The following is an 18189-nucleotide window of genomic DNA, read 5'->3' on the forward strand; positions in this document are numbered from 1 at the left end:
CCGCGGGCCCGCAGCCGCGACGATCGATGCATGACCGAACAGAACCAAGCCGTCATCAGCCGGCTTTCCGCCGAGTTCAACTCTTTGTCGAGTCAGTTTGCTCGTGTGTCGGGCGATCTGACCGAACTGCACACCGTGCTGGCCGCGCTCGAAGCGCCGGTGTCGGCCCCCGAAACCCCAGAGAAACCCGAATCGGCGACCGAACCCCGGCCGGTGTCCCAGTCCCAACCGGCGTCCCAGCCCCAGCCTGCGCCGCAGCCCCGACCGGCGCCGCAGGCTGGGCCCGCGCCGCAGCAGTACGGACCCGGTCCGGGCCCGCAGCAGGGACCCGGCTCACCGTGGAGTCAGGGGGCGCCCGGTCCCCGCGCCTACGTGGGTCAGCCGCAACGGGCCCCGTACCCGTCGTGGATGCAGCCGGCCGTCGCAGCCCGTCCGGTCGCCCCGGGCGCAGCCCGTCCGGTCGACCCGGGCGCAGCCCGTCCGGTTGCCTCCGGCCGCCCCGTCGGCCCATATGCGCCGGGTGCAGCACCCTTGTTGCCGCCGCCCCCCGGTGGTCGCGGACCGGCCGGACCGCCCCCTCCCACCAAACCGTCTCTCTGGCAGCGGATGACCGCTGATCCCGGCGGAGGCCTGATCGGCAAGATCCTCGCTGTCGCCGGTGTCGCGGTCACTCTCATCGGTGTGGTGATGATGCTGGTCCTCGCCGCCCAGGCAGGGATTCTCCGTCCGGAGATCAGGGTGGCCGCCGGCGCCGTGCTGGCCGCCGTCCTGGTGATCGTCGCGGTCCGGATGGCCGATCGACCGGGCGGCCGGGTCGGCGCGATTGCGTTGTCCGCCACAGGCATCGCGGCAGCGTACTTCGACGTCGTCGCAGTGACGCGGTTCTACGATTGGCTCCCCGACTACGGGGGTCTGCTCCTGGCGGGACTGGTCACCTTCGGTGGTCTGCTGCTGGCCCGCCGCTGGGATTCGCAACATCTCGGACTGCTCGTTCTGATCCCGGTGTTCATCCTCGCTCCGGTCCTCACCGAGGGTCCGTCGCTGCTGCTCGTCGGGTTCATGCTCGCCATGGCGATCGGCTCGTTCCCGGTGCAGCTCGGCAAAGACTGGGTGCTGCTGCACGCTGCCCGCGTCACCGCCAGTACCGCGACCCTGCTCGCCTGGATCGCCGCCAGTGCGGGGCACTCGGAATCGCACGTCGTCCTCGCGACGACCGCCATCGTCGGGAATGGGGTATTCGGTGTGGCCACAGCGGCGATCCTGGCGCGCAAGTCGTCGCTACCTCAGCTGACCGCCCTGCTCGGCTGCGCCACAGTGGTTCCCGTGGTCTTCTCGCCGATCGCCCTCGATCGCTGGGTGGCGGCAGTGATCATCGGCAGCGTCGCGGCACTGATCCTTGCTCTGGTGCTGTTCGACCGTAGGCTCCCGTCGGTGCCGCGCCGGATCTACGGGGCGGCCTCGGCCGTGACCGCTGTGATCGCCGCAGTCGTCGCGTTCGAGGGTCCGGTCCTGGCGCCGGTACTGCTCGCGATGTCCATCGTGATCGCCGTCGCCGGACGCTCTGATCTGGTGGCCCGGGTCATCGCAGCCCTCATCGGATTGTTCGGTGGTATCGGATTTCTCGCGATCTCGCCGCCGAATCAGCTGACGGTGTCCACCGACATCGAGACGCCCGTCGCGGCATCGATCGTGGTCGGCAGCGCACTTGCGGTCGCCGCGATCTGGCTGAATCTCTGGGCCTGGTACCGCGCGTCGACTGACGGGCCGTCGGCGGAGAACGTGCAGGCTTTCGGGATCATCGCCGCTCTCGGCTCGCTCTACGCGGTGACAGCCCTGACGGTGACCGCCGGGGTCGCAATCGGCGGTACCGAGGGTGGTTTCCTCGGCGGGCACATGGCTGCGACCATCTGCTGGATGGTTGTGGCTGCGACGCTGCTGATCATCTCCATCTCCATCGCCAAGGGACGCAGACGATTCGGTGGCATCAGCCGCAACGTCGCGGTGGGCGCCGGACTCGGACTGACCGCGGCAGCGGTGGCGAAGCTCTTCCTGTTCGACCTTGCGACACTCAACGGGATCTTCCGGGTCGCGGTGTTCATCGTCGTCGGGCTGATCCTGCTCGCCGTCGGCGCTGGATACGCCCGGGCACTGGGCAACAGCGCAGCAGCCGAAGGAGGCCCGGACAACACCCCGGTCGGGGCCCAGCCCTGACATCCAGCTTCGATCGCAGTCGTGCCCGCCACCTCCGGTGGCGGGCACGCCGCGTTGTCAGCCCAAGCCCGCAACGATCGCCGCTGCCAATGCAGCCCGGTCGTTGGTCGTCGACGTTCCCGCGATCAGTTGATGAACCTGCCCATCGAGCGAGGCCACGAGCAAACGGGCTCGCATCGGGGCGGTGGACTCCGGGATGCCGGTACGGACGAGGTGCGGGATCATCCGGTCTGCGAGCACCTCGGTGAGAGCGGCGAATCCGGCGATCAATTCGGGTGTACGGGGCGCGAGTTCACGCATCACAGCGTGTGCGCGGGGATGGAGGCCATTGAGATCGACGACAGTCCCCACCATCGCAGTGACCATCTCGTCGCGGTTTGGTTCCTCGGCATCGAATCGATCGCACAGCGCAAGCAGGGTGGCGGTCGCCTCGGCCAGGTGTCGCAGCGTGAGTTCGGCCAGGATCGCTTGCTTGTTCGGAAAGTACTGGTAGAGCGATCCGATGGAGACACCGGCCAGGTCGGCGATCCGATTGGTGGTCCCCGCTGTGCCCTCGTCATCGAAAACGCGAGTAGCCGCTTCGAGGATGGTGTCGACCATGAAGCGGGACCGGTCCTGAACTGGCTTCTTGCGTGCCTGACTCATGGCGACCCAAAGCGAGTTGTCACGGCAGCGCCCTTCACCAATGCTCAAGAGTATGAACGCGATCGAATATACCGAGGTCGACGAATACTCGGCGTTCCTTCCGGAGCGCTTCCGTGCGCTCGTTCGTCCACCGACCGACAGCTGGTGGACGTGGCGTAGCACCCGAGTCCACATCGCGCGGGCAGCGGACCCGTCTGCTGCGGTGCGGGTGATGGTCATCCACGGCGCTGGTGGCCACGCCGGTGCACTGTGGCCCGGTGCTGCGGTGGTCGCGGCACAGGGTGCCGAGGTGTTCGCGCCGGACCTGCCGCTCTACGGAAGAACGGAGGTCCGCGACCCCGGCAACATCCGCTATCGCGATTGGGTGGATCTGCTGTGCGAGCTCATCGTTGCAGAAAAGGCGAGTGATCCGCGCCCTCTGATCCTGTTCGGGGCAAGCATGGGCGGCCTCCTTGCGTACGAAGCAGCCGCACGCACGGGCATCGTCGATGCGGTGGTGGCCACGTGCTTGCTCGACACCGCCGACGTCGCAGCCCGCGAAGCCGCCGCTCGGTGGGCGATCCTGGGGCGCAACGCACCTCGGACACTGCCGGTGATCGCGAAGGTCGCCGGGAAGCTACGCGTACCGGTCCGGTGGCTGACCCCGATGTCCGCGATGAGCAACAACCCGGCACTCGCCCGCCTCTGCGCGAGCGATCCGCTCGGCGGTGGCGGACGGATCCCGCTGGGCTTCCTGGCCGACTGGTTCACGTTCGCGCACACCGAGCCCGAAGACTACCGCGGACCGGCGGTGACCCTTGCCCACCCTGGGGCCGACCGCTGGACGCCTCCGCAACTCAGCGAGCGGTTCCTGAGCAGGATCGCCGGACCGACCAACGCCGTGCGCCTGGAGAACTGCGGGCATTTTCCTGTCGAAGATCCCGGCCTGACCCAACTCGAGGCGACCGCCCGTTCCGTCCTCGCCGCAGTCGCGCGCTCGTGACCCAGAAAGTTCGCGCCATCTACGTGCATACGCGCCGGTTGCAACCGGCGCGTATGCAGGCACCTGGCGCGAACTGTCAGGAATGGCCGCGGTGTAGCTTCGATCGATGAGAGATGGCGACGTCCGCACCGAGCGCGGCCTCGAGAGGCTGATCTTCTTCACCGACGCTGTGGTGGCCATCGCGATCACGTTGGTGGTGCTGCCCCTGGTCGATGAGGCCAAGGACCTCGGCAAGCGGTCTGTCGCGGAGTTCCTCTCGGAGGATTCGGCGGCACTGGTCGCCGCCGCCATCAGCTTCGTGGTGATCGGCGCGTTTTGGCGAGATCACCATCGTCTCTTCGAACGCGCGACGGGGTACACACCAACCCTGTTGAGGGCCAACCTGCTCTGGCTGGCCGGAGTTGTGTTCTTGCCGGTCGCCACCGTCCTCTACGTCTCCGCGGGCAAAGGAGACCGGGTCGCCATCGCGGTCTACCTCGGGACGGTCACCGCCGTGATGTTCATGAGCCGAATCGAAGAGGGCATCCTGATCCGCTCCGGTTTACGTTCGGGTCCACCCTTGGCGACGACAGATCTGTGGATCGAGACGACACCACTGTTCCTGATCTCCGTCGCGCTGGTCCTCGCACTCGCATTCCCGGCGCTCGGTCTCTGGCCCGTGCTGATCCTGTTGCTGTCGAGACCGGTCATCCGCCTCGCCGCGATGGTCATCGACCGTCGCGGCTGAGGCCTCACTCCTGTGGGTTGTTGTTGCTGTTGTTCCCGCGGCGCAGCAGTTCCCGCACACTGATCTGTTCTTCCGAAGCTCCGCGAGCACGACGCCGACCACTGGACGACGCGTCCTGGGGTGCAGGTGTGGGTGTTTCCGTGCGTGGCGGTTGTTCCCGCTCGGGGGTCGGTGGCGAGGTGGGCCGCGGCGGCTGCTGTTGCGGGTTCATCTGTTCTGGGTTCAACGATGCGATCAGCGGCTGTCCACCCGTACCCGCCGGGCCCAGGTTCGGGCGGCGACGCAGCGGACTGCTCAGCTCGCCACCGGCCGAACCCGATGCCAGCGGTCCACGACCGGACGGATCTTGCCGTCCCGCAGGCACGCTACGTGGACCGGTGGGCCGGGGTTCCTGATGACGGCCATCCGGGCCGGGCGTGGGGCGGTTCGATCCGGTGGGCTGGGGACGGGGCGGTCGCCCGGGTTGGCGAGGAGGTTCAGCATCCTGACGATGACCCGGCGCGGTGCCGTTGGCGACGCCGCTCGTGGTGTCGCTGCCGGTCGCGTTGCCGGCACCCGCACGGATGACACCGCTGCCATTGGTTGCCGGTGTGTCGGTGCCGCCCAGGCGGATCCCACCTGCACCCAGACTCCAGCCGCCGGTGTCGGGGCGATTTCGGCGAGCGTTCTCGCGACTCGGGGTGCGTGGTGCGACCGGATCGGAATCCGGTGCAGGGCGACTCGGGGCGCGGCGAACCGAACCGCCGATCGGTGGCTCGCTCGGTCGATCCGACTGCGAGCGCGGTCGGATCGGATCCGGCCGGCGGTTGGGGGCGGGCCTGCCGGTGCTTTGGCCGCTGTCCGAGTCCGGGCGCACGCTGCCCATGTGCCCCGTCGAAACCCCTACCGGGCTCGGCCGGCGTGGCGTCTGTCCGGAGTCCTGCCGTCCCACAGGCACTCCGGCGGGTCGATCGGGGAGCGGTCGAGACTCCGGGGTATTCGGGCGCTGCGAGGGGGAACCGGGCCGCTGCGGAGGTGTGGCGGGCCGCTGCGCGGGTCCTTGCGGTCGCGGCTGATCGGGCCGCGCGATGGGGCCGGACGGTCGAGCCGTACCGACGCCGGCGGGAACCGCACGTGGGCCCGCAGCGGGCTGAGTTCGCATCGCCGACGTCGGGGCCTCGGCGACCACGGTGCCTGCGCTGCGCACCCCCTTGGTCGCGGTCATGGATCGTTTGTTGTCCAGCTCGTCGTCGAGGATGGTCTCACCGAGGCCGATCTTCTCCTGGATCACCTTCATCCAGTGCGGCGCCCACCAGCAGTCGTCGCCGAGCAGCTTCATGATCGCCGGCACCAGCAGCATGCGGATCACGGTGGCGTCGAGGATCAGGGCGGCGATCATGCCGTACGCGATGTACTTCATCATCACGATCTCCGACAACCCGAAGGCGCCGGTGACCACCACCAGGATCGCGGCCGCGGCCGTGATGATGCGTCCGGTGTGCGCGGTGCCCTTCCTGATCGCCTCGGTGGTCGTCGCGCCCTTCTGTCGCTCCTCGACCATGCGGGAGAGCAGGAACACCTCGTAGTCCGTCGACAGCCCGTAGATGATGGCGATGATCAGCACGAGCACCGCAGACATCAGCGGTCCGGGGGTGAAGTTCGCGATCGACGAACCGTGACCGTCGATGAAGATCCACGTCAGGATGCCCAGCGTCGAACCGAGGCCGAGTGCGGAGACCAGTGCCGCCTTGATCGGCAGCACCACCGAACCGAACGCGAGGAACATGAGCAGGCTGGTCACCATGATCAGCAGGAAGATCATCAACGGTAGGTCGTCGAGCAGCGCGTTGATCGAGTCCTGGGTCAGCGCGGGCGTCCCGGCGACGTACATGTTGAGGCCGTCGGTGTTGATCGCGCGCAGTTCCTTGACTGCCTCGCCCGCCGTGTTCTGGTCGATCAGACCGGCCGACATCTGCACGATGTCGCCGGACGCCTCGGCGCCGTCGAGGGTGAACTCCTTGGTGAAGCCCGGGATCTTGTTCGCCTCGTCGGCGATCGTCTGGAGCTTCGCCGCGTCGTCACTGCTCTCGGGGTCGTACGAGATGACGAGCTTGATCTCTTCGGTGCGCTCGGTGGGGAAGTAGGTGTCGAAATCCTGTTGCGCCACCCGGTTCGGGTTCTGCGGTGGCAGGTACTTCTCGGTGATGCCGCCGAACTGGATACCCGCGAACGGGATGATCAGGGCGAGCAGCAGCAGGACAACGGGGATGGCGGTCTTGAGCGGGTGACGCATGACCCAGCTGGCGAGCTTGCCCCAGAAGCCGTCCTCGACCTCTTTCTTGGTCTTGGTGCGACGCAGGAACGAAAAGCCCCACATGTCGATCTTCGGCCCGAGGATCGACAGGATCGCGGGCAGCACGGTGATCGAGCAGATCGCCGCCAAGGTGACCGACGCGATGGCGCCGTAGGCCACCGACTTCAGAAAGCCCTGGGGGAAGAGCAGCAGACACGCGAGCGCGCCGACGATGATCGTCGCCGAGAACACGACGGTCTGGCCCGCGGTCATCACGGTTCGCCTGACCGCGCTCCGGGTGTCGTAGCCTTCCGCGAGCTCTTCTCGGAATCGGCTGACGATGAACAATCCGTAGTCGATGGCGATACCGAGCCCGATCAGCGTCACCACCGATTGGGCGAAGATGTTCAGTTCGGTGACCTGGGCGAGAATCTTCATGATGCCCAGCGAGCCGGCGATCGTCAGACCGCCGATGACCACCGGGAGGCAGGCGGCGATCACCCCGCCGAAGATGAAGAACAACATGATTGCCACCAGTGGCAAGGCGATGATCTCAGCGCGTTTGATGTCTTCGTCCATGCCCGCGGACATGGCGCCGGCAACGGGTTGCAGCCCGGCCATCTGGAACTGGGTACCGGGCAGGTCGTACTTACCGCTGAGATCGTCGAAGAACGGTTCGACGATCTTGTAGTTGTTGAGGATCGTGGTGTCGTCGTCGCCCTTGATGCCGATGCTCACGAACGCATGCTCACGGGACTCATCGAACAACCGGGCCCGGACCTGATCTTGCGTGGCCTTGTCGAAGTCGTTTTCGGCGGCCTTGAACGGGTCGATGATGCCGGGGTCGGTGCGGTTCACGATGTCGCCGTGCTGGGCGATCAGATCCTCGATGACCGTCTCGACCTTGGCGCCGAACGCGGGGTCGTCGACCTTGGTCCCCGCGGGCGGGGTGACGAGCATGATGACGTCCGACTTGTGGTCGCGTCCGAGGACCTCGTCGGCGAGCTGGGAGCCCTCCACTGATTCCGAGCCCGGGTCGAACCATCCCGACTGGCTCAGATGCTTGTTCAGGTCGAGCCCGTACAGGCCGAGCGCGGCCATCAACGCGACCATCACGCCGATGACCACAAAACGTAGCCGGTACACGAAGTTGCCTATGGCACCAAACACCGCAGCTTCCTTTCCGTACTCGGTACGTCGTTGTAGTCGTGATCGTTGTCGTCTGGGGCGCGACGGTCGGTGCCGTTCCGGTGTGGAACGGCCGTGTTCGTCACCGCCGAGGGTGTGGTCAGTTCTGGCGACCCGAGAGCAAAGCGGTGAGCGGCCGGAACGGTGCCAGCCACGCGCCTTCCTCGGGCAGCGAATCCAGGCTGATCCGTGGCAGCGGCTCACGGAAGACACCTGGGATGTCCTCTAGGTCTACAAACTCCAAACTCTCCGACGTCAGTGCCCACGCGGCGTGCTCACGGAAACCGAGCACCTGCACCGGAACACCGTCGGCGGCGACATCTTCGAGCAGCTCCCGGAAGGCCTGCCCGTCCGCCGACGCCACGATGAGGCCCGCCAGCCCCACAGTGTGCCTGCGCATCTCGATGTGGTCGAGCATGTCCGAATCCACGTCGCTGTCCTCGTCCACCTTGGGCTTGGCGAAAACAGCGAAACCAACATTACGCAACGCCTCGACCCAGGGACGCACGACTTCGGCCGTACCTGGGGCGATGTTGGTGAAAACGGTCGCTTCCGGCACCGGGGACAGCACCGGCTTCGGTCGATTGTCGCCGTCGGCGCTCACCCGCGGGGTGGTGGCCGAGATGTCCGCGGTCCTGGCGAGCAGCCAGCGGCCCAGAGCGTCGAAACGGGGCCGATGAGCTGCGGTGGGACGGCCGCCCAGGATCGATCCGAGGCCCATGTCCAGATTGGGGGCATCCCAGATCAGCAATACCCGGGCATCTTGACTCGCGCCGGAGATGGTGTGGGCCACGGAGGCGTCGGGTGTGCGTTCGCCGTCATCGGCGTAGGACCCAGGACTCATCGTGGCACCCGTGTGAGAACGAACTCAGTGACCGGACGCCCCTCGCGGGCCGCCCGTCCCTCGAACTTGGTGACCGGACGCTCGATCGAGAACGGGACCGGCTGGTCGCCGGCGATCAACAGGGACTGGCCCTCGATCACCGCGGCGATCGACTCGGCGTACTCCGCGTGGTCGGTGGCGATGTGCAGCACGCCCCCGTCCCGCAGGACGCCCGCGATCTGTACGAGCGTTTCTGGCTGTAGGAGCCTTCGCTTGTGATGCCGGGCCTTCGGCCACGGGTCGGGGAAGAACACCCGCACCCCGGCCAGGGACGCCGGCGCCAGCATGTTCTTGAGCACGATGACGGCGTCGCCGCGGATGACGCGGATGTTGTCCAGGTCGGCGCGTTTGATGGCTCCGAGCAGCTGCGCGATGCCCGGCCGGTAGACGTCGACCGCGATCACGTCGACCTCGGGCTCGACGGCCGCCATCGCTGCGGTCGAGGTGCCCGTACCGCAGCCGATCTCGAGGATGAGGGGCGCGATCCGGCCGAACCATGCGGGTGGGTCCAGTTGTTCGGTCTCACTGACGTCCCGGCCGATCCGCGGCCAGAGCTCTTCCCAGTTCTGCTGCTGCGCCTGCGTGAGGCTGCCGCGACGCGACCGGAAGCTGGTCACCCGCGGATAGAGACGGGCTCGCTCGCGGCGCTCCGCGTCCCGGTCTGCCTGCGCGTCGGTCACCTCGGAGACGTCGGAAGTCGATTCCGCCGCGTGTTCCAGTTCCGAATTCGGGTTCGAGCGTGGGCTTGTCACCCGGCCATAGTCCCGCATTACTCACCGATGTGACAGCAGGGGTTTGCCAAACAGCTGCTGATCGTTATCTGGAGGTGATCGGAACCAGAACCCGTTTCCGCGCGTCTGAGCTGGTGACGGCATATTTTCGCCACCCACGGGCCATGCCCGCAACAGACAGGGAACAGATGGATCGAACCGTTGTCGGACTCTGTGGTCCGGGATACCTCGACATCGCTGCTCGGCTCGACCAGTTGTGTGCGCGTCTTCCGGACGCGGCCGGCCTGCGAAGCACAGTCGATGACCTGCACGGACCACTGCGGGTGGCGGTCACCGGGCGCCATGGCACCGGCCGAGACACCCTCGCCCGAGCGGTGCGGCGGGTCTTCGACGTGAGCCCCATCGGCCCGGGGGACGACGACGCGGACGCCGATGCGTGGCTGTACGTGCTCGCCGGCTGGCCGCGGCCCGACGACATGGACGCACTGTCCCGGCTGGATCCGGATCGGTGTCAGGTGATCCTGGGCAAGGCCGACACCCTTGGCTCGTGGCCCGCCGCACGGGTGCGTGCCTGCGAATGCGCCGAGAAACTGGGGCAGCCTGTGCTGGCGCTCATGCCGCTGCTCGCGGTGGCCGACCTCGGCGACCCAGAAGTGGACCTGCTGACCTCCTTGGCGCGTGCCGGTGAAGTCGTGCCGCCGATGCAGGCAACGTTCGTCGATGCGGGTGGACCGCACCAGCGGCTCGGCCGGGTCGGGCTGTTGCGAACACTCGATGCCTATGGGATCGCCTGCGTACTGGCTCTGTTCGTCGACGGCCCCATCGAGGCCGCGGAGCTGGGTGCACAACTCGTCGGCCGTAGCGGACTGCCGGCACTCGGTGAGTTCTTGACCGGCGCGGCGGGCTCGGCCGGGCGGCTGCGGTTGCGCCGGGTGGCGGATCAGCTGGAACTCGTGGCGGCCTCCGGTCTGCTCCGTGATGACATCGAGCATTTACTGGCCGGGTCCGCGCTGGCGGGAGCGGTTCGGTGACGGTCGACGTTCAGGACATGCGCGAGGTGATCGCACAGGTCGCCGCACTCACCGGGCGGTCCGCCGCGGTCGGCGACTCCGTCGATGTGGTGGTGGCCGGGATCGGCCGGGTCGGTGTCACCGCCGTGATGTCGGCTCTAGAGAAAGCAGGATGGCCTGCAAGCGAATGGGGTCCGGGGGCAGCGGAGCCGGTGGCCGTCGCTCTGGTGATCCTCGATCCGTCGTCGGGAGTCGGATCAGGTGAACTCGAACTGCTGCGGAGAGTGCAGGATGACGCCGCAGTCGTCGCTCTGGTCTGCAACAAGATCGACGCGTTCTGGGATTGGCCGACGCTGCTGAAGGTCAATCGCGCTCTGCTCGATCCCGACGGCAGGTTTCCGATCTTTGCCGTCTCGGCCGCCGCTGCCCTCGCGGGGCATCGAGACGAGTCAGGATTCGCGGCGCTGGAGCAGTGGATCGGCGAGCAACTCGACCCGATCTCGCGGCCGGAGCGACTGGCCACGGTGGCGGCGGAACGGGAACTGGGTGAGCTCATCGATGACCTGGCCTCCCGGGATCGCGCAGACCCGGCGACGCCGATGCTGACCGAGCGGGCAGCTGTCCACGCGTCGCGCGATCGTGGTCGTGCCGACCGGCTCGCGGCCTTACGCGGGGGTGCCGGGCAGATCCGAGGCACTGTGCTCGCCGAGGTCGCGGGGTCCACCCGCGACATCGCTGCCGACGCGACCGGTCGCGCCGCGGAGTTGTCGCGGTCTGGCGCGGCGGATTTCGCCGACCATCTCGCAGCTCGCCTGGATCGCCTGCGGGACCGGATCCGGCGCAGGACAGCGGACGAGATCGGCGCACTCGAGGCCCGGACAATGCTCGGACTCGAGGATCCAGAACCGGCAGGGCCGCCCATTCCGCCGCCGCCGGTGGGTATGCCACCGCTGCCCAGCCAGCGTCGCGGGGCCGAAGAGGCGCTGCTGGTGGTGTTCGGGGCATCGGCCGGCCTGGGTCTCGGCCGGCTCGTCGTGACCCCCATGTCGGCTGTCGACACTCTTCAATGGATCTCGATGCCGCTGACGCTGATCCTCGGTGTCGTGATCGCGACGGGATTGGTCCGGCTGCGCAGGCTGTCCGCTCGACGCACATCGATGAGCGGCTGGGCGCAGACGGCGATCGCCGATGCCCGTTCCGGTCTCGAACAGGAGGTCTCGCGCCAGCTGCTCACGGCCGAGGCAGTGATCGGTGGTCGGGTCACCCGGCATTACGAACGCCGAGCACATCTCGCCGCCGACCGGGTCGCCGAACTGGACCGGCAGATTCGGGAGCGTCGCCGATCGGCGACGCTCGCGCGGGAGACCGACAACACCCGGCTGGCCGCGGCGATCGACGTCCGTGACCGGATAGACCAGATCCTGGCCGATATCGACTGACGTCTGTGGAACCCGAGGGGCCGCGGCTGCGTCCAAACCATCGGACGCACCATCGACGACGCGGGGGACACGACATGGACAGCGAGTTTCTGGCCGGGCTCGGTGGGGATCCGGTGGATGGGCAGGCTGCCTATGCGCACGTCGACCCCGGCTCGGCGGGCGAGGCCTACGACAATCTCTGGATAGTCGAGAACGACCGCATCTGGGACCTGGGGCCCGCGGATGTCGACACCGACGCCGACGGCATCGCGGATTCGCTCACGCGTCCCGGCCCAGACGGCCTCACCGTGTACACCGACAGCGATCGGGACGGGCGGGTCGATCTCATCACCGAGGTCCGAAAGGACGGCGGGTTCACCTCGCAGCGACTCGATCCGTCGAGCGGCGAGTGGATTGCCACCGATTCGGGCCGACTCGGGTGATTTCGCAAGCTATTCCGCCAGTTAGTGTAGTCGGTCTATAGAAACATGTAGATTTGACGACGGCTACGTTTCCTATCACTCCACATGGTGAGATGTGCCCTATTGCACGCCCCGATTGACGGGATCGGGGAATAGCGAAGTAACCTGAGAAAAAGACCCCCCACGGAGGGGCTGACCGGCGCAGACGCTCACCGCACAGCGATTTCTGCCCGGGCGGTCACCGGCAGGAGAGATAAACAATGACCTCAGCAACAATTCCCGGTTTGGACCCCGACAGCGCGCCTACGTCGCACACCGAGTTGCTGGCGTGGGTTCGCGAGATCGCAGAGCTCACCCAACCCGACCGTGTCGAGTGGTCCGACGGCTCGGACGCCGAGTGGGACCGCCTCACCACCGAGCTGGTCGCCGCCGGCACCCTCACGAAACTCAACGAGGACAAGGCGCCGAACTCCTTCCTGGCGAACTCCGATCCTGCCGACGTCGCGCGGGTCGAATCGCGGACCTACATCTGCTCCAAGCGAGAGGTCGACGCAGGTCCGACCAACAACTGGGTCGATCCGACCGAGATGCGCGCGACGATGACCGACCTCTACCGCGGCAGCATGCGCGGCCGCACCATGTACGTCATCCCGTTTTGCATGGGTCCGCTGGGCTCGGACGATCCGAAGCTCGGCGTAGAGATCACCGACTCTGCCTACGTGGTGCTGTCGATGCGCGTCATGACGCGAGTCGGCCCCGAGGTCGTCGCGGCACTGGGCGAAGACCGGTTCTTCGTCAAGGCGCTGCACTCGTTGGGCGCCCCGCTCGAATCAGGCCAGGACGACGTGCCATGGCCTTGCAACCCCGACAAATACATCACCCACTTCCCCGAGGACCGCGAGATCTGGTCGTTCGGTTCCGGTTACGGCGGCAACGCCCTGCTCGGCAAGAAGTGCTACTCGCTGCGCATCGCGTCGGCGATGGCCCACGACGAGGGCTGGCTGGCCGAGCACATGCTCATCCTCAAGCTCATCAGTCCTGAGGAGAAGGCCTACTACATCGCGGCGGCCTTCCCGAGTGCGTGTGGCAAGACCAACCTGGCGATGATCCAGCCGACGATTCCCGGCTGGCGCGCCGAGACCCTCGGCGACGACATCGCGTGGATGCGGTTCGGCGACGATGGCCGCCTGTACGCCGTGAACCCGGAGTTCGGCTTCTTCGGCGTTGCACCGGGCACCAACTACAGCTCCAACCCCAACGCCATGAAGACCATGGAGGCGGGCAACACGATCTACACGAACGTCGCCCGGACCGACGACAACAACGTGTGGTGGGAAGGCCTCGAAGGCGATCCCCAGCACCTGATCGACTGGCGCGGCAACGACTGGACCCCGGATTCCGACACCCCGGCGGCGCACCCGAACTCGCGCTACTGCACCCCGATGAGCCAGTGCCCGATCATGGCTCCCGAGTGGGACGACCCGAAGGGCGTTCCCATCTCCGCGATCCTGTTCGGTGGCCGCCGCAAGACCACCGTTCCGCTGGTCACCGAGGCACGCAGCTGGCAGCACGGCGTGTTCATGGGCGCCACCGTCGGCTCAGAGCAGACCGCAGCCGCAGAGGGCACCGTCGGCACGATCCGTCGCGACCCCATGGCGATGTTGCCGTTCCTCGGCTACAACGTCGGCGACTACCTCAACCACTGGATCGACCTCGGTAAGAACGCCGACGAGTCGAAGCTCCCGAAGGTGTTCTACGTCAACTGGTTCCGCCGCGGTGCCGACAAGCGCTTCCTGTGGCCAGGATTCGGCGAGAACAGCCGCGTCCTGAAGTGGATCGTGGAGCGTATCGAGGGTAAGACCGGCGGCATCGACACCCCCGTCGGTATCGTCGCCACCCCGGAGTCCCTCGACCTCGAAGGGCTCGACGTCTCCGAGGCGGATGTCGCAGAGGCTCTCGCCGTGAACACGGACGAGTGGCTCAATGAGATCCCCTCCATCGAGGAGTGGTTCGACTTCGTCGGCGAGAAGCTCCCCACCGGAATCAAGGACGAGTTCGACTCGCTCAAACAACGTCTGAACGCAGACAAGTAGCAGGCAAGAAGTCGATTGCGCCGCCGCCGGGTATTCCCGGCGGCGGCGTTTTCTGTGTGCCACCGTGCGCAAATCATCCTGTCGGGGGATTTGCAGGCACGATGTAGGGGGAAAGATCAGGGTGGTCCCCGATGAATCGACGGTGACCTGCCAGTCAGTATTTGAGACAGCCCTTACCAGGCATCGTGCACCACTGACCGAAGAGTGAGAAAGGCCAGACACATGACCGCCCCACCGACCGCAGTTGCAGCCCGTGCGACCGACCTGAAGAAGATCTACGGCACCGGGGATACCCAAGTGCACGCGCTGGCAGGAGTCACCGCTGATTTCGTCCGCGGTGAGTTCACCGCCATCATGGGCCCGTCGGGGTCCGGCAAATCCACCCTGATGCACTGCCTGGCCGGCCTGGATACGGCCAGCAGTGGTTCGGTCAGCATCGGGGACACCGATTTGACCAACCTCACCGACAAGCAGATGACCCTGCTGCGTCGCGATCGCATCGGCTTCGTCTTCCAGTCGTTCAACCTGGTCCCGACCCTCACCGCCAAAGAGAACATCACGCTGCCACTGGACATCGCCGGCCGTAAGGCGGACCAGCACTGGTTCGACACCGTGATCGGCCGCCTCGGCATCGCCGATCGTCTCGGCCATCGTCCCAGCGAGCTGTCCGGCGGTCAGCAGCAGCGTGTCGCGTGCGCACGGGCACTTGTCGGCCAGCCGGAGATCATCTTCGGCGACGAGCCGACCGGAAACCTCGACTCCCGTTCCTCCGGTGAGGTCCTGAGCATCCTGCGGGCTGCGGTCAGCGAGTTCGGGCAGACCGTCGTGATCGTCACGCACGACCCGCGTGCGGCCAGTTACGCCGATCGGGTCGTGTTCCTGGCGGACGGCCAGATCGTTCAGGAGCTGCGCAACCCCGACGCCGACGAGATCTTCGAATACATGAAGAACCTCGACGAGACCCCGTCGAGCGGAGGCTTCTCGCAAGCTCCCAAGGAGCTGTGATGGCTTCGAACACCATGCGTAAGGTCTCATTGAGAAACCTTGCGGCACATAAGCTGCGGCTTGTGCTGACGGTGTTGTCCGTGGTCTTGGGCACCGCGTTCGTAGCGGGCTCGATGATCTTCACCTCGACGGTGTCGACTGCATTCGACGGCATCTTCAACAACGTGGCACTCGGCGTCGACACCCAGGTGACGCCGAAGGAGTCGAACTCGTCCGGCGTCCCGGACTCGGTGCTCGATCAGTTGGAGGACAACAAGACCGAGCTCGGTATCGCCAAGATCATGCCGTCGTACAGCGGTCCGGCAACAATCGCGAAGGCCGACGGCAAAGCGTTGCAGACCGGTGGGGCGCCCAGTGTCGGCAGTGCGTTCCAGCCGCCGGATCAGCGACTGTCGGACACCGAGAGCCGACTCGTCGCAGGCCGCGCACCTGCGGCACCGAATGAGGTCGCGCTGAACGATTCCGCGGCAGACGAAGCCGATCTGAAGCTCGGCTCCACCACGAAGGTCGCGACCACCCGCGGCAGCGGTGGTCCGATGGAGGTGACCATCGTCGGCCTCCTGAACGTTCCGGGTGACACGAGTGGCTTCACCAACGTCCAGTTCACGGAGTCGACCGCGAAGGACTTGTTCACCGACGGATCACACTCGCAGGCCATCGACCTGCAGGCCGTACCGGGTGTGAGCCCTGAAGAACTGAAGACCCGCGTCGGCGCTCTGATCGGGGATGGGTACGAGTTGCGGACCGGTGATCAGGTCCGGCAGGACGAGAAAGACAACATCAACCAGTTCCTCGATGTCTTCAACTACATCCTGCTGGCCTTCGCGGCGATTGGTCTGATCGTCGGCACGTTCATCATCTACAACACCTTCTCGATGATCGTTGCGCAGCGGGTTCGAGAGTTGGCCCTGCTCAGAGCAATCGGCGCGAGCAGGAAGCAGGTCACCAGGTCGGTGCTGCTCGAAGCGTTTGTCGTCGGGCTGATCGGTGCGCTGATCGGACTGGCCGCGGGTATCGGCATCGCGGCGTTGCTCAGGGCACTGACGTCGTCGACAGGTCTGCCGACAGCGTCGCTGCAGATCGGTGCGTCAGCGGTCATCGCGTGCCTCGTGGTCGGTATCGGTGTCACCATGATCAGCGCCTACGCTCCGGCCCGGCGTGCGTCGAAGGTGTCGCCGGTCGAGGCGATGCGCGAGAGCGCCACGGATGGTCAGGCCTCACTCAAAGTGCGGACGATCATCGGAATCGTGTTGGCCGTCATCGCTGTTGCCTTGCTGGCCATCGGTGCCGCAGGCGAAGGCCCGGGTGCGGCCAGTACGGTCGGTGGCGGCGCGCTGGTGATGATCTTCGCGGTGGTGTTCGCGGCGCCTGCACTGTCGAGGCCGTTTGTCGGTGGGATCGGGACGGTGCTCGCGCGGCCGTTCGGAAAGATCGGTCAACTGGCGCGGACCAACGCTGTACGAAACCCCCGGCGCACGGCGGCAACGGCTTTCGCGCTGACGCTGGGTCTGATGCTGGTCGCGGTGATCGGAACCCTCGGTTCGTCGTTCAAGGGGACCATCGATGACGCCATCGATACGGGACTGACCGCGAACCTGATCATCGCGGGCTCGCAGGGAAGCGGCTTCTCGCCGTCGGTGAGCGAGTCGGTCAGCGGCATCGAGGGTGTCGAATCGGTGGTGTCGTTCGGGGCCGTCCAGGCTCAGGTGGACGGCGACAACGTCTGGGGCTACTCACCTGTCGGCGACATGGAAACGGTGACCCCGTACGAGATGGTCGAGGGCCCGCCCACGGTGGAGCCAGACGGCATGGTCGTCGGTGAGCGCACGTCCAAGGAGAAGGGTTGGAACGTCGGCGACACGGTCGAGATGACCAGCTTCGACGGAACTGTCGTCCCGGTGACGGTCACCGGCATCTTCAAGGACAACCCTCTGGTCGATCCATGGGCGATCGGTAGTGACGCCTACCAGAAGCTGATACCCGAACCGTTGCGGACCGATGTCTTCGCGGCCGTCAAGACCGTGCCGGGCGCGAACATCAACGAGATCAGTGATCGCGTCGAGGATGCAACCGCCGACTACCTGACGGTGAAGGTGCAGACGCCGGCAGAGTTCAAGGGCGAGCAGTCATCTCAGATCGATCAGATGCTCAGTGTGCTGTACGCGATGTTGGGCCTCGCACTGGTGATCGCGGTGCTCGGTATCGTCAACACCCTGGCGTTGTCGGTGATCGAGCGCAAGCGTGAGATCGGGATGCTGCGGGCGATCGGTATGGCCCGGGCGCAGGTGAGACGGACGATCTACATCGAGTCGCTGCTCATCGCGATCTTCGGTGCCGTGCTCGGAGTATTGCTCGGCGTGGCGTTCGGATGGGCACTGGTCCGGACCCTGCGGTACTGGGGACTGGGAGATCCGGTGTTCCCATGGGGTCTGATCGTCATCACCCTGGTGGGTGCGGCGATCGTGGGTGTGCTCGCGGCGCTGTGGCCGGCATCGCGTGCGGCCAAGACCAAACCGCTGGAGGCGATCGCCGAATAGCAGCCTCCCCACAAGCACACGCTCCGGTCATCAGCACACGTTCAAACGTGTGCACCTGACCGGAG

The 18189-nt window shown here is 66.4% G+C and carries 13 protein-coding genes; 9 read left to right on the plus strand and 4 right to left on the minus strand.

The genetic code is table 11. The features are described 5' to 3' along the window. The first annotated feature begins 30 nt into the window (after positions 1-30). A complete protein-coding gene (locus DFR67_RS10655; RefSeq protein WP_245937868.1) occupies positions 31-2211 on the plus strand; it encodes a DUF2339 domain-containing protein in 2181 nt (726 codons plus the stop codon). Between the two features lie 57 nt (positions 2212-2268). Here DFR67_RS10655 and DFR67_RS10660 read toward each other — a convergent pair whose 3' ends face one another. After that, on the minus strand, positions 2269-2811 hold the full coding sequence (locus DFR67_RS10660; protein ID WP_158539941.1) for a TetR/AcrR family transcriptional regulator: 543 nt from the start codon (positions 2809-2811) through the stop codon (positions 2269-2271). 97 nt (positions 2812-2908) lie between these two features. Between DFR67_RS10660 and DFR67_RS10665 the strand changes: the two genes are divergently transcribed. Further along, positions 2909-3838, plus strand: coding sequence for an alpha/beta hydrolase (locus DFR67_RS10665; RefSeq protein WP_110469480.1), 930 nt, complete (start codon positions 2909-2911; stop codon positions 3836-3838). 106 nt (positions 3839-3944) lie between these two features. Beyond that, on the plus strand, positions 3945-4565 hold the full coding sequence (locus DFR67_RS10670; protein WP_110469481.1) for a TMEM175 family protein: 621 nt from the start codon (positions 3945-3947) through the stop codon (positions 4563-4565). 4 nt (positions 4566-4569) lie between these two features. Here the strand turns inward: DFR67_RS10670 and DFR67_RS10675 are convergent, their stop codons facing one another. From DFR67_RS10675 to trmB, 3 genes are all read right to left on the minus strand, one after another. Then, positions 4570-8007 carry an MMPL family transporter gene (locus DFR67_RS10675; protein ID WP_110469482.1) on the minus strand — a complete coding sequence of 1146 codons (3438 nt, stop codon included), beginning with the start codon at positions 8005-8007 and terminating at the stop codon, positions 4570-4572. A gap of 118 nt (positions 8008-8125) precedes the next feature. Then, the gene (locus DFR67_RS10680) at positions 8126-8869 is read right to left on the minus strand and encodes an NYN domain-containing protein (protein ID WP_110469483.1); all 744 of its coding nucleotides are present in this window, start codon (positions 8867-8869) and stop codon (positions 8126-8128) included. After that, complete coding sequence (trmB, locus tag DFR67_RS10685) at positions 8866-9678, minus strand: tRNA (guanosine(46)-N7)-methyltransferase TrmB (protein ID WP_110469484.1); 813 nt, start codon at positions 9676-9678, stop codon at positions 8866-8868. Before trmB ends, DFR67_RS10680 begins: the two co-directional genes overlap by 4 nt. Before the next feature lie 149 nt (positions 9679-9827). On the opposite strand from trmB, the gene DFR67_RS10690 reads away from it, so the two are divergent. The 6 genes from DFR67_RS10690 (at position 9828) to DFR67_RS10715 (ending at position 18124) form a co-directional block, all read left to right on the plus strand. Further along, positions 9828-10670, plus strand: coding sequence for a hypothetical protein (locus DFR67_RS10690; RefSeq protein ID WP_146240418.1), 843 nt, complete (start codon positions 9828-9830; stop codon positions 10668-10670). Continuing rightward, positions 10667-12088 carry a hypothetical protein gene (locus DFR67_RS10695; RefSeq protein ID WP_110469486.1) on the plus strand — a complete coding sequence of 474 codons (1422 nt, stop codon included), beginning with the start codon at positions 10667-10669 and terminating at the stop codon, positions 12086-12088. Before DFR67_RS10690 ends, DFR67_RS10695 begins: the two co-directional genes overlap by 4 nt. 74 nt (positions 12089-12162) lie before the next feature. After that, the gene (locus tag DFR67_RS10700; protein WP_110469487.1) at positions 12163-12510 is read left to right on the plus strand and encodes a DUF6802 family protein; all 348 of its coding nucleotides are present in this window, start codon (positions 12163-12165) and stop codon (positions 12508-12510) included. A 239-nt stretch (positions 12511-12749) separates the two neighbouring features. After that, on the plus strand, positions 12750-14582 hold the full coding sequence (locus tag DFR67_RS10705) for a phosphoenolpyruvate carboxykinase (GTP) (protein WP_110469488.1): 1833 nt from the start codon (positions 12750-12752) through the stop codon (positions 14580-14582). Positions 14583-14804: 222 nt separating this feature from the next. After that, positions 14805-15587 (plus strand): ABC transporter ATP-binding protein, encoded by a 783-nt coding sequence (locus DFR67_RS10710; protein WP_110469489.1) that lies wholly within the window; start codon positions 14805-14807, stop codon positions 15585-15587. Beyond that, positions 15587-18124 carry an ABC transporter permease gene (locus tag DFR67_RS10715; protein WP_245937869.1) on the plus strand — a complete coding sequence of 846 codons (2538 nt, stop codon included), beginning with the start codon at positions 15587-15589 and terminating at the stop codon, positions 18122-18124. The genes DFR67_RS10710 and DFR67_RS10715 overlap by 1 nt, the downstream gene beginning before the upstream one ends. The last annotated feature ends 65 nt before the right edge of the window (positions 18125-18189 follow it).

Origin of the sequence: Williamsia limnetica (genome assembly GCF_003217475.1) — a bacterium.
In the GTDB taxonomy this organism is placed as follows: domain Bacteria; phylum Actinomycetota; class Actinomycetes; order Mycobacteriales; family Mycobacteriaceae; genus Williamsia; species Williamsia limnetica.

Bases quoted from the DNA above. Each gene is read 5' to 3' on its own strand.
- DFR67_RS10655 (WP_245937868.1), top strand. From the start codon at position 31: ATGACCGAACAGAACCAAGCCGTCATCAGCCGGCTTTCCGCCGAGTTC.
- DFR67_RS10660 (WP_158539941.1), bottom strand. From the start codon at position 2,811: ATGGTCGACACCATCCTCGAAGCGGCTACTCGCGTTTTCGATGACGAG.
- DFR67_RS10665 (WP_110469480.1), top strand. From the start codon at position 2,909: ATGAACGCGATCGAATATACCGAGGTCGACGAATACTCGGCGTTCCTT.
- DFR67_RS10670 (WP_110469481.1), top strand. From the start codon at position 3,945: ATGAGAGATGGCGACGTCCGCACCGAGCGCGGCCTCGAGAGGCTGATC.
- DFR67_RS10680 (WP_110469483.1), bottom strand. From the start codon at position 8,869: ATGAGTCCTGGGTCCTACGCCGATGACGGCGAACGCACACCCGACGCC.
- trmB (WP_110469484.1), bottom strand. From the start codon at position 9,678: ATGCGGGACTATGGCCGGGTGACAAGCCCACGCTCGAACCCGAATTCG.
- DFR67_RS10690 (WP_146240418.1), top strand. From the start codon at position 9,828: ATGGATCGAACCGTTGTCGGACTCTGTGGTCCGGGATACCTCGACATC.
- DFR67_RS10700 (WP_110469487.1), top strand. From the start codon at position 12,163: ATGGACAGCGAGTTTCTGGCCGGGCTCGGTGGGGATCCGGTGGATGGG.
- DFR67_RS10705 (WP_110469488.1), top strand. From the start codon at position 12,750: ATGACCTCAGCAACAATTCCCGGTTTGGACCCCGACAGCGCGCCTACG.
- DFR67_RS10710 (WP_110469489.1), top strand. From the start codon at position 14,805: ATGACCGCCCCACCGACCGCAGTTGCAGCCCGTGCGACCGACCTGAAG.
- DFR67_RS10715 (WP_245937869.1), top strand. From the start codon at position 15,587: ATGGCTTCGAACACCATGCGTAAGGTCTCATTGAGAAACCTTGCGGCA.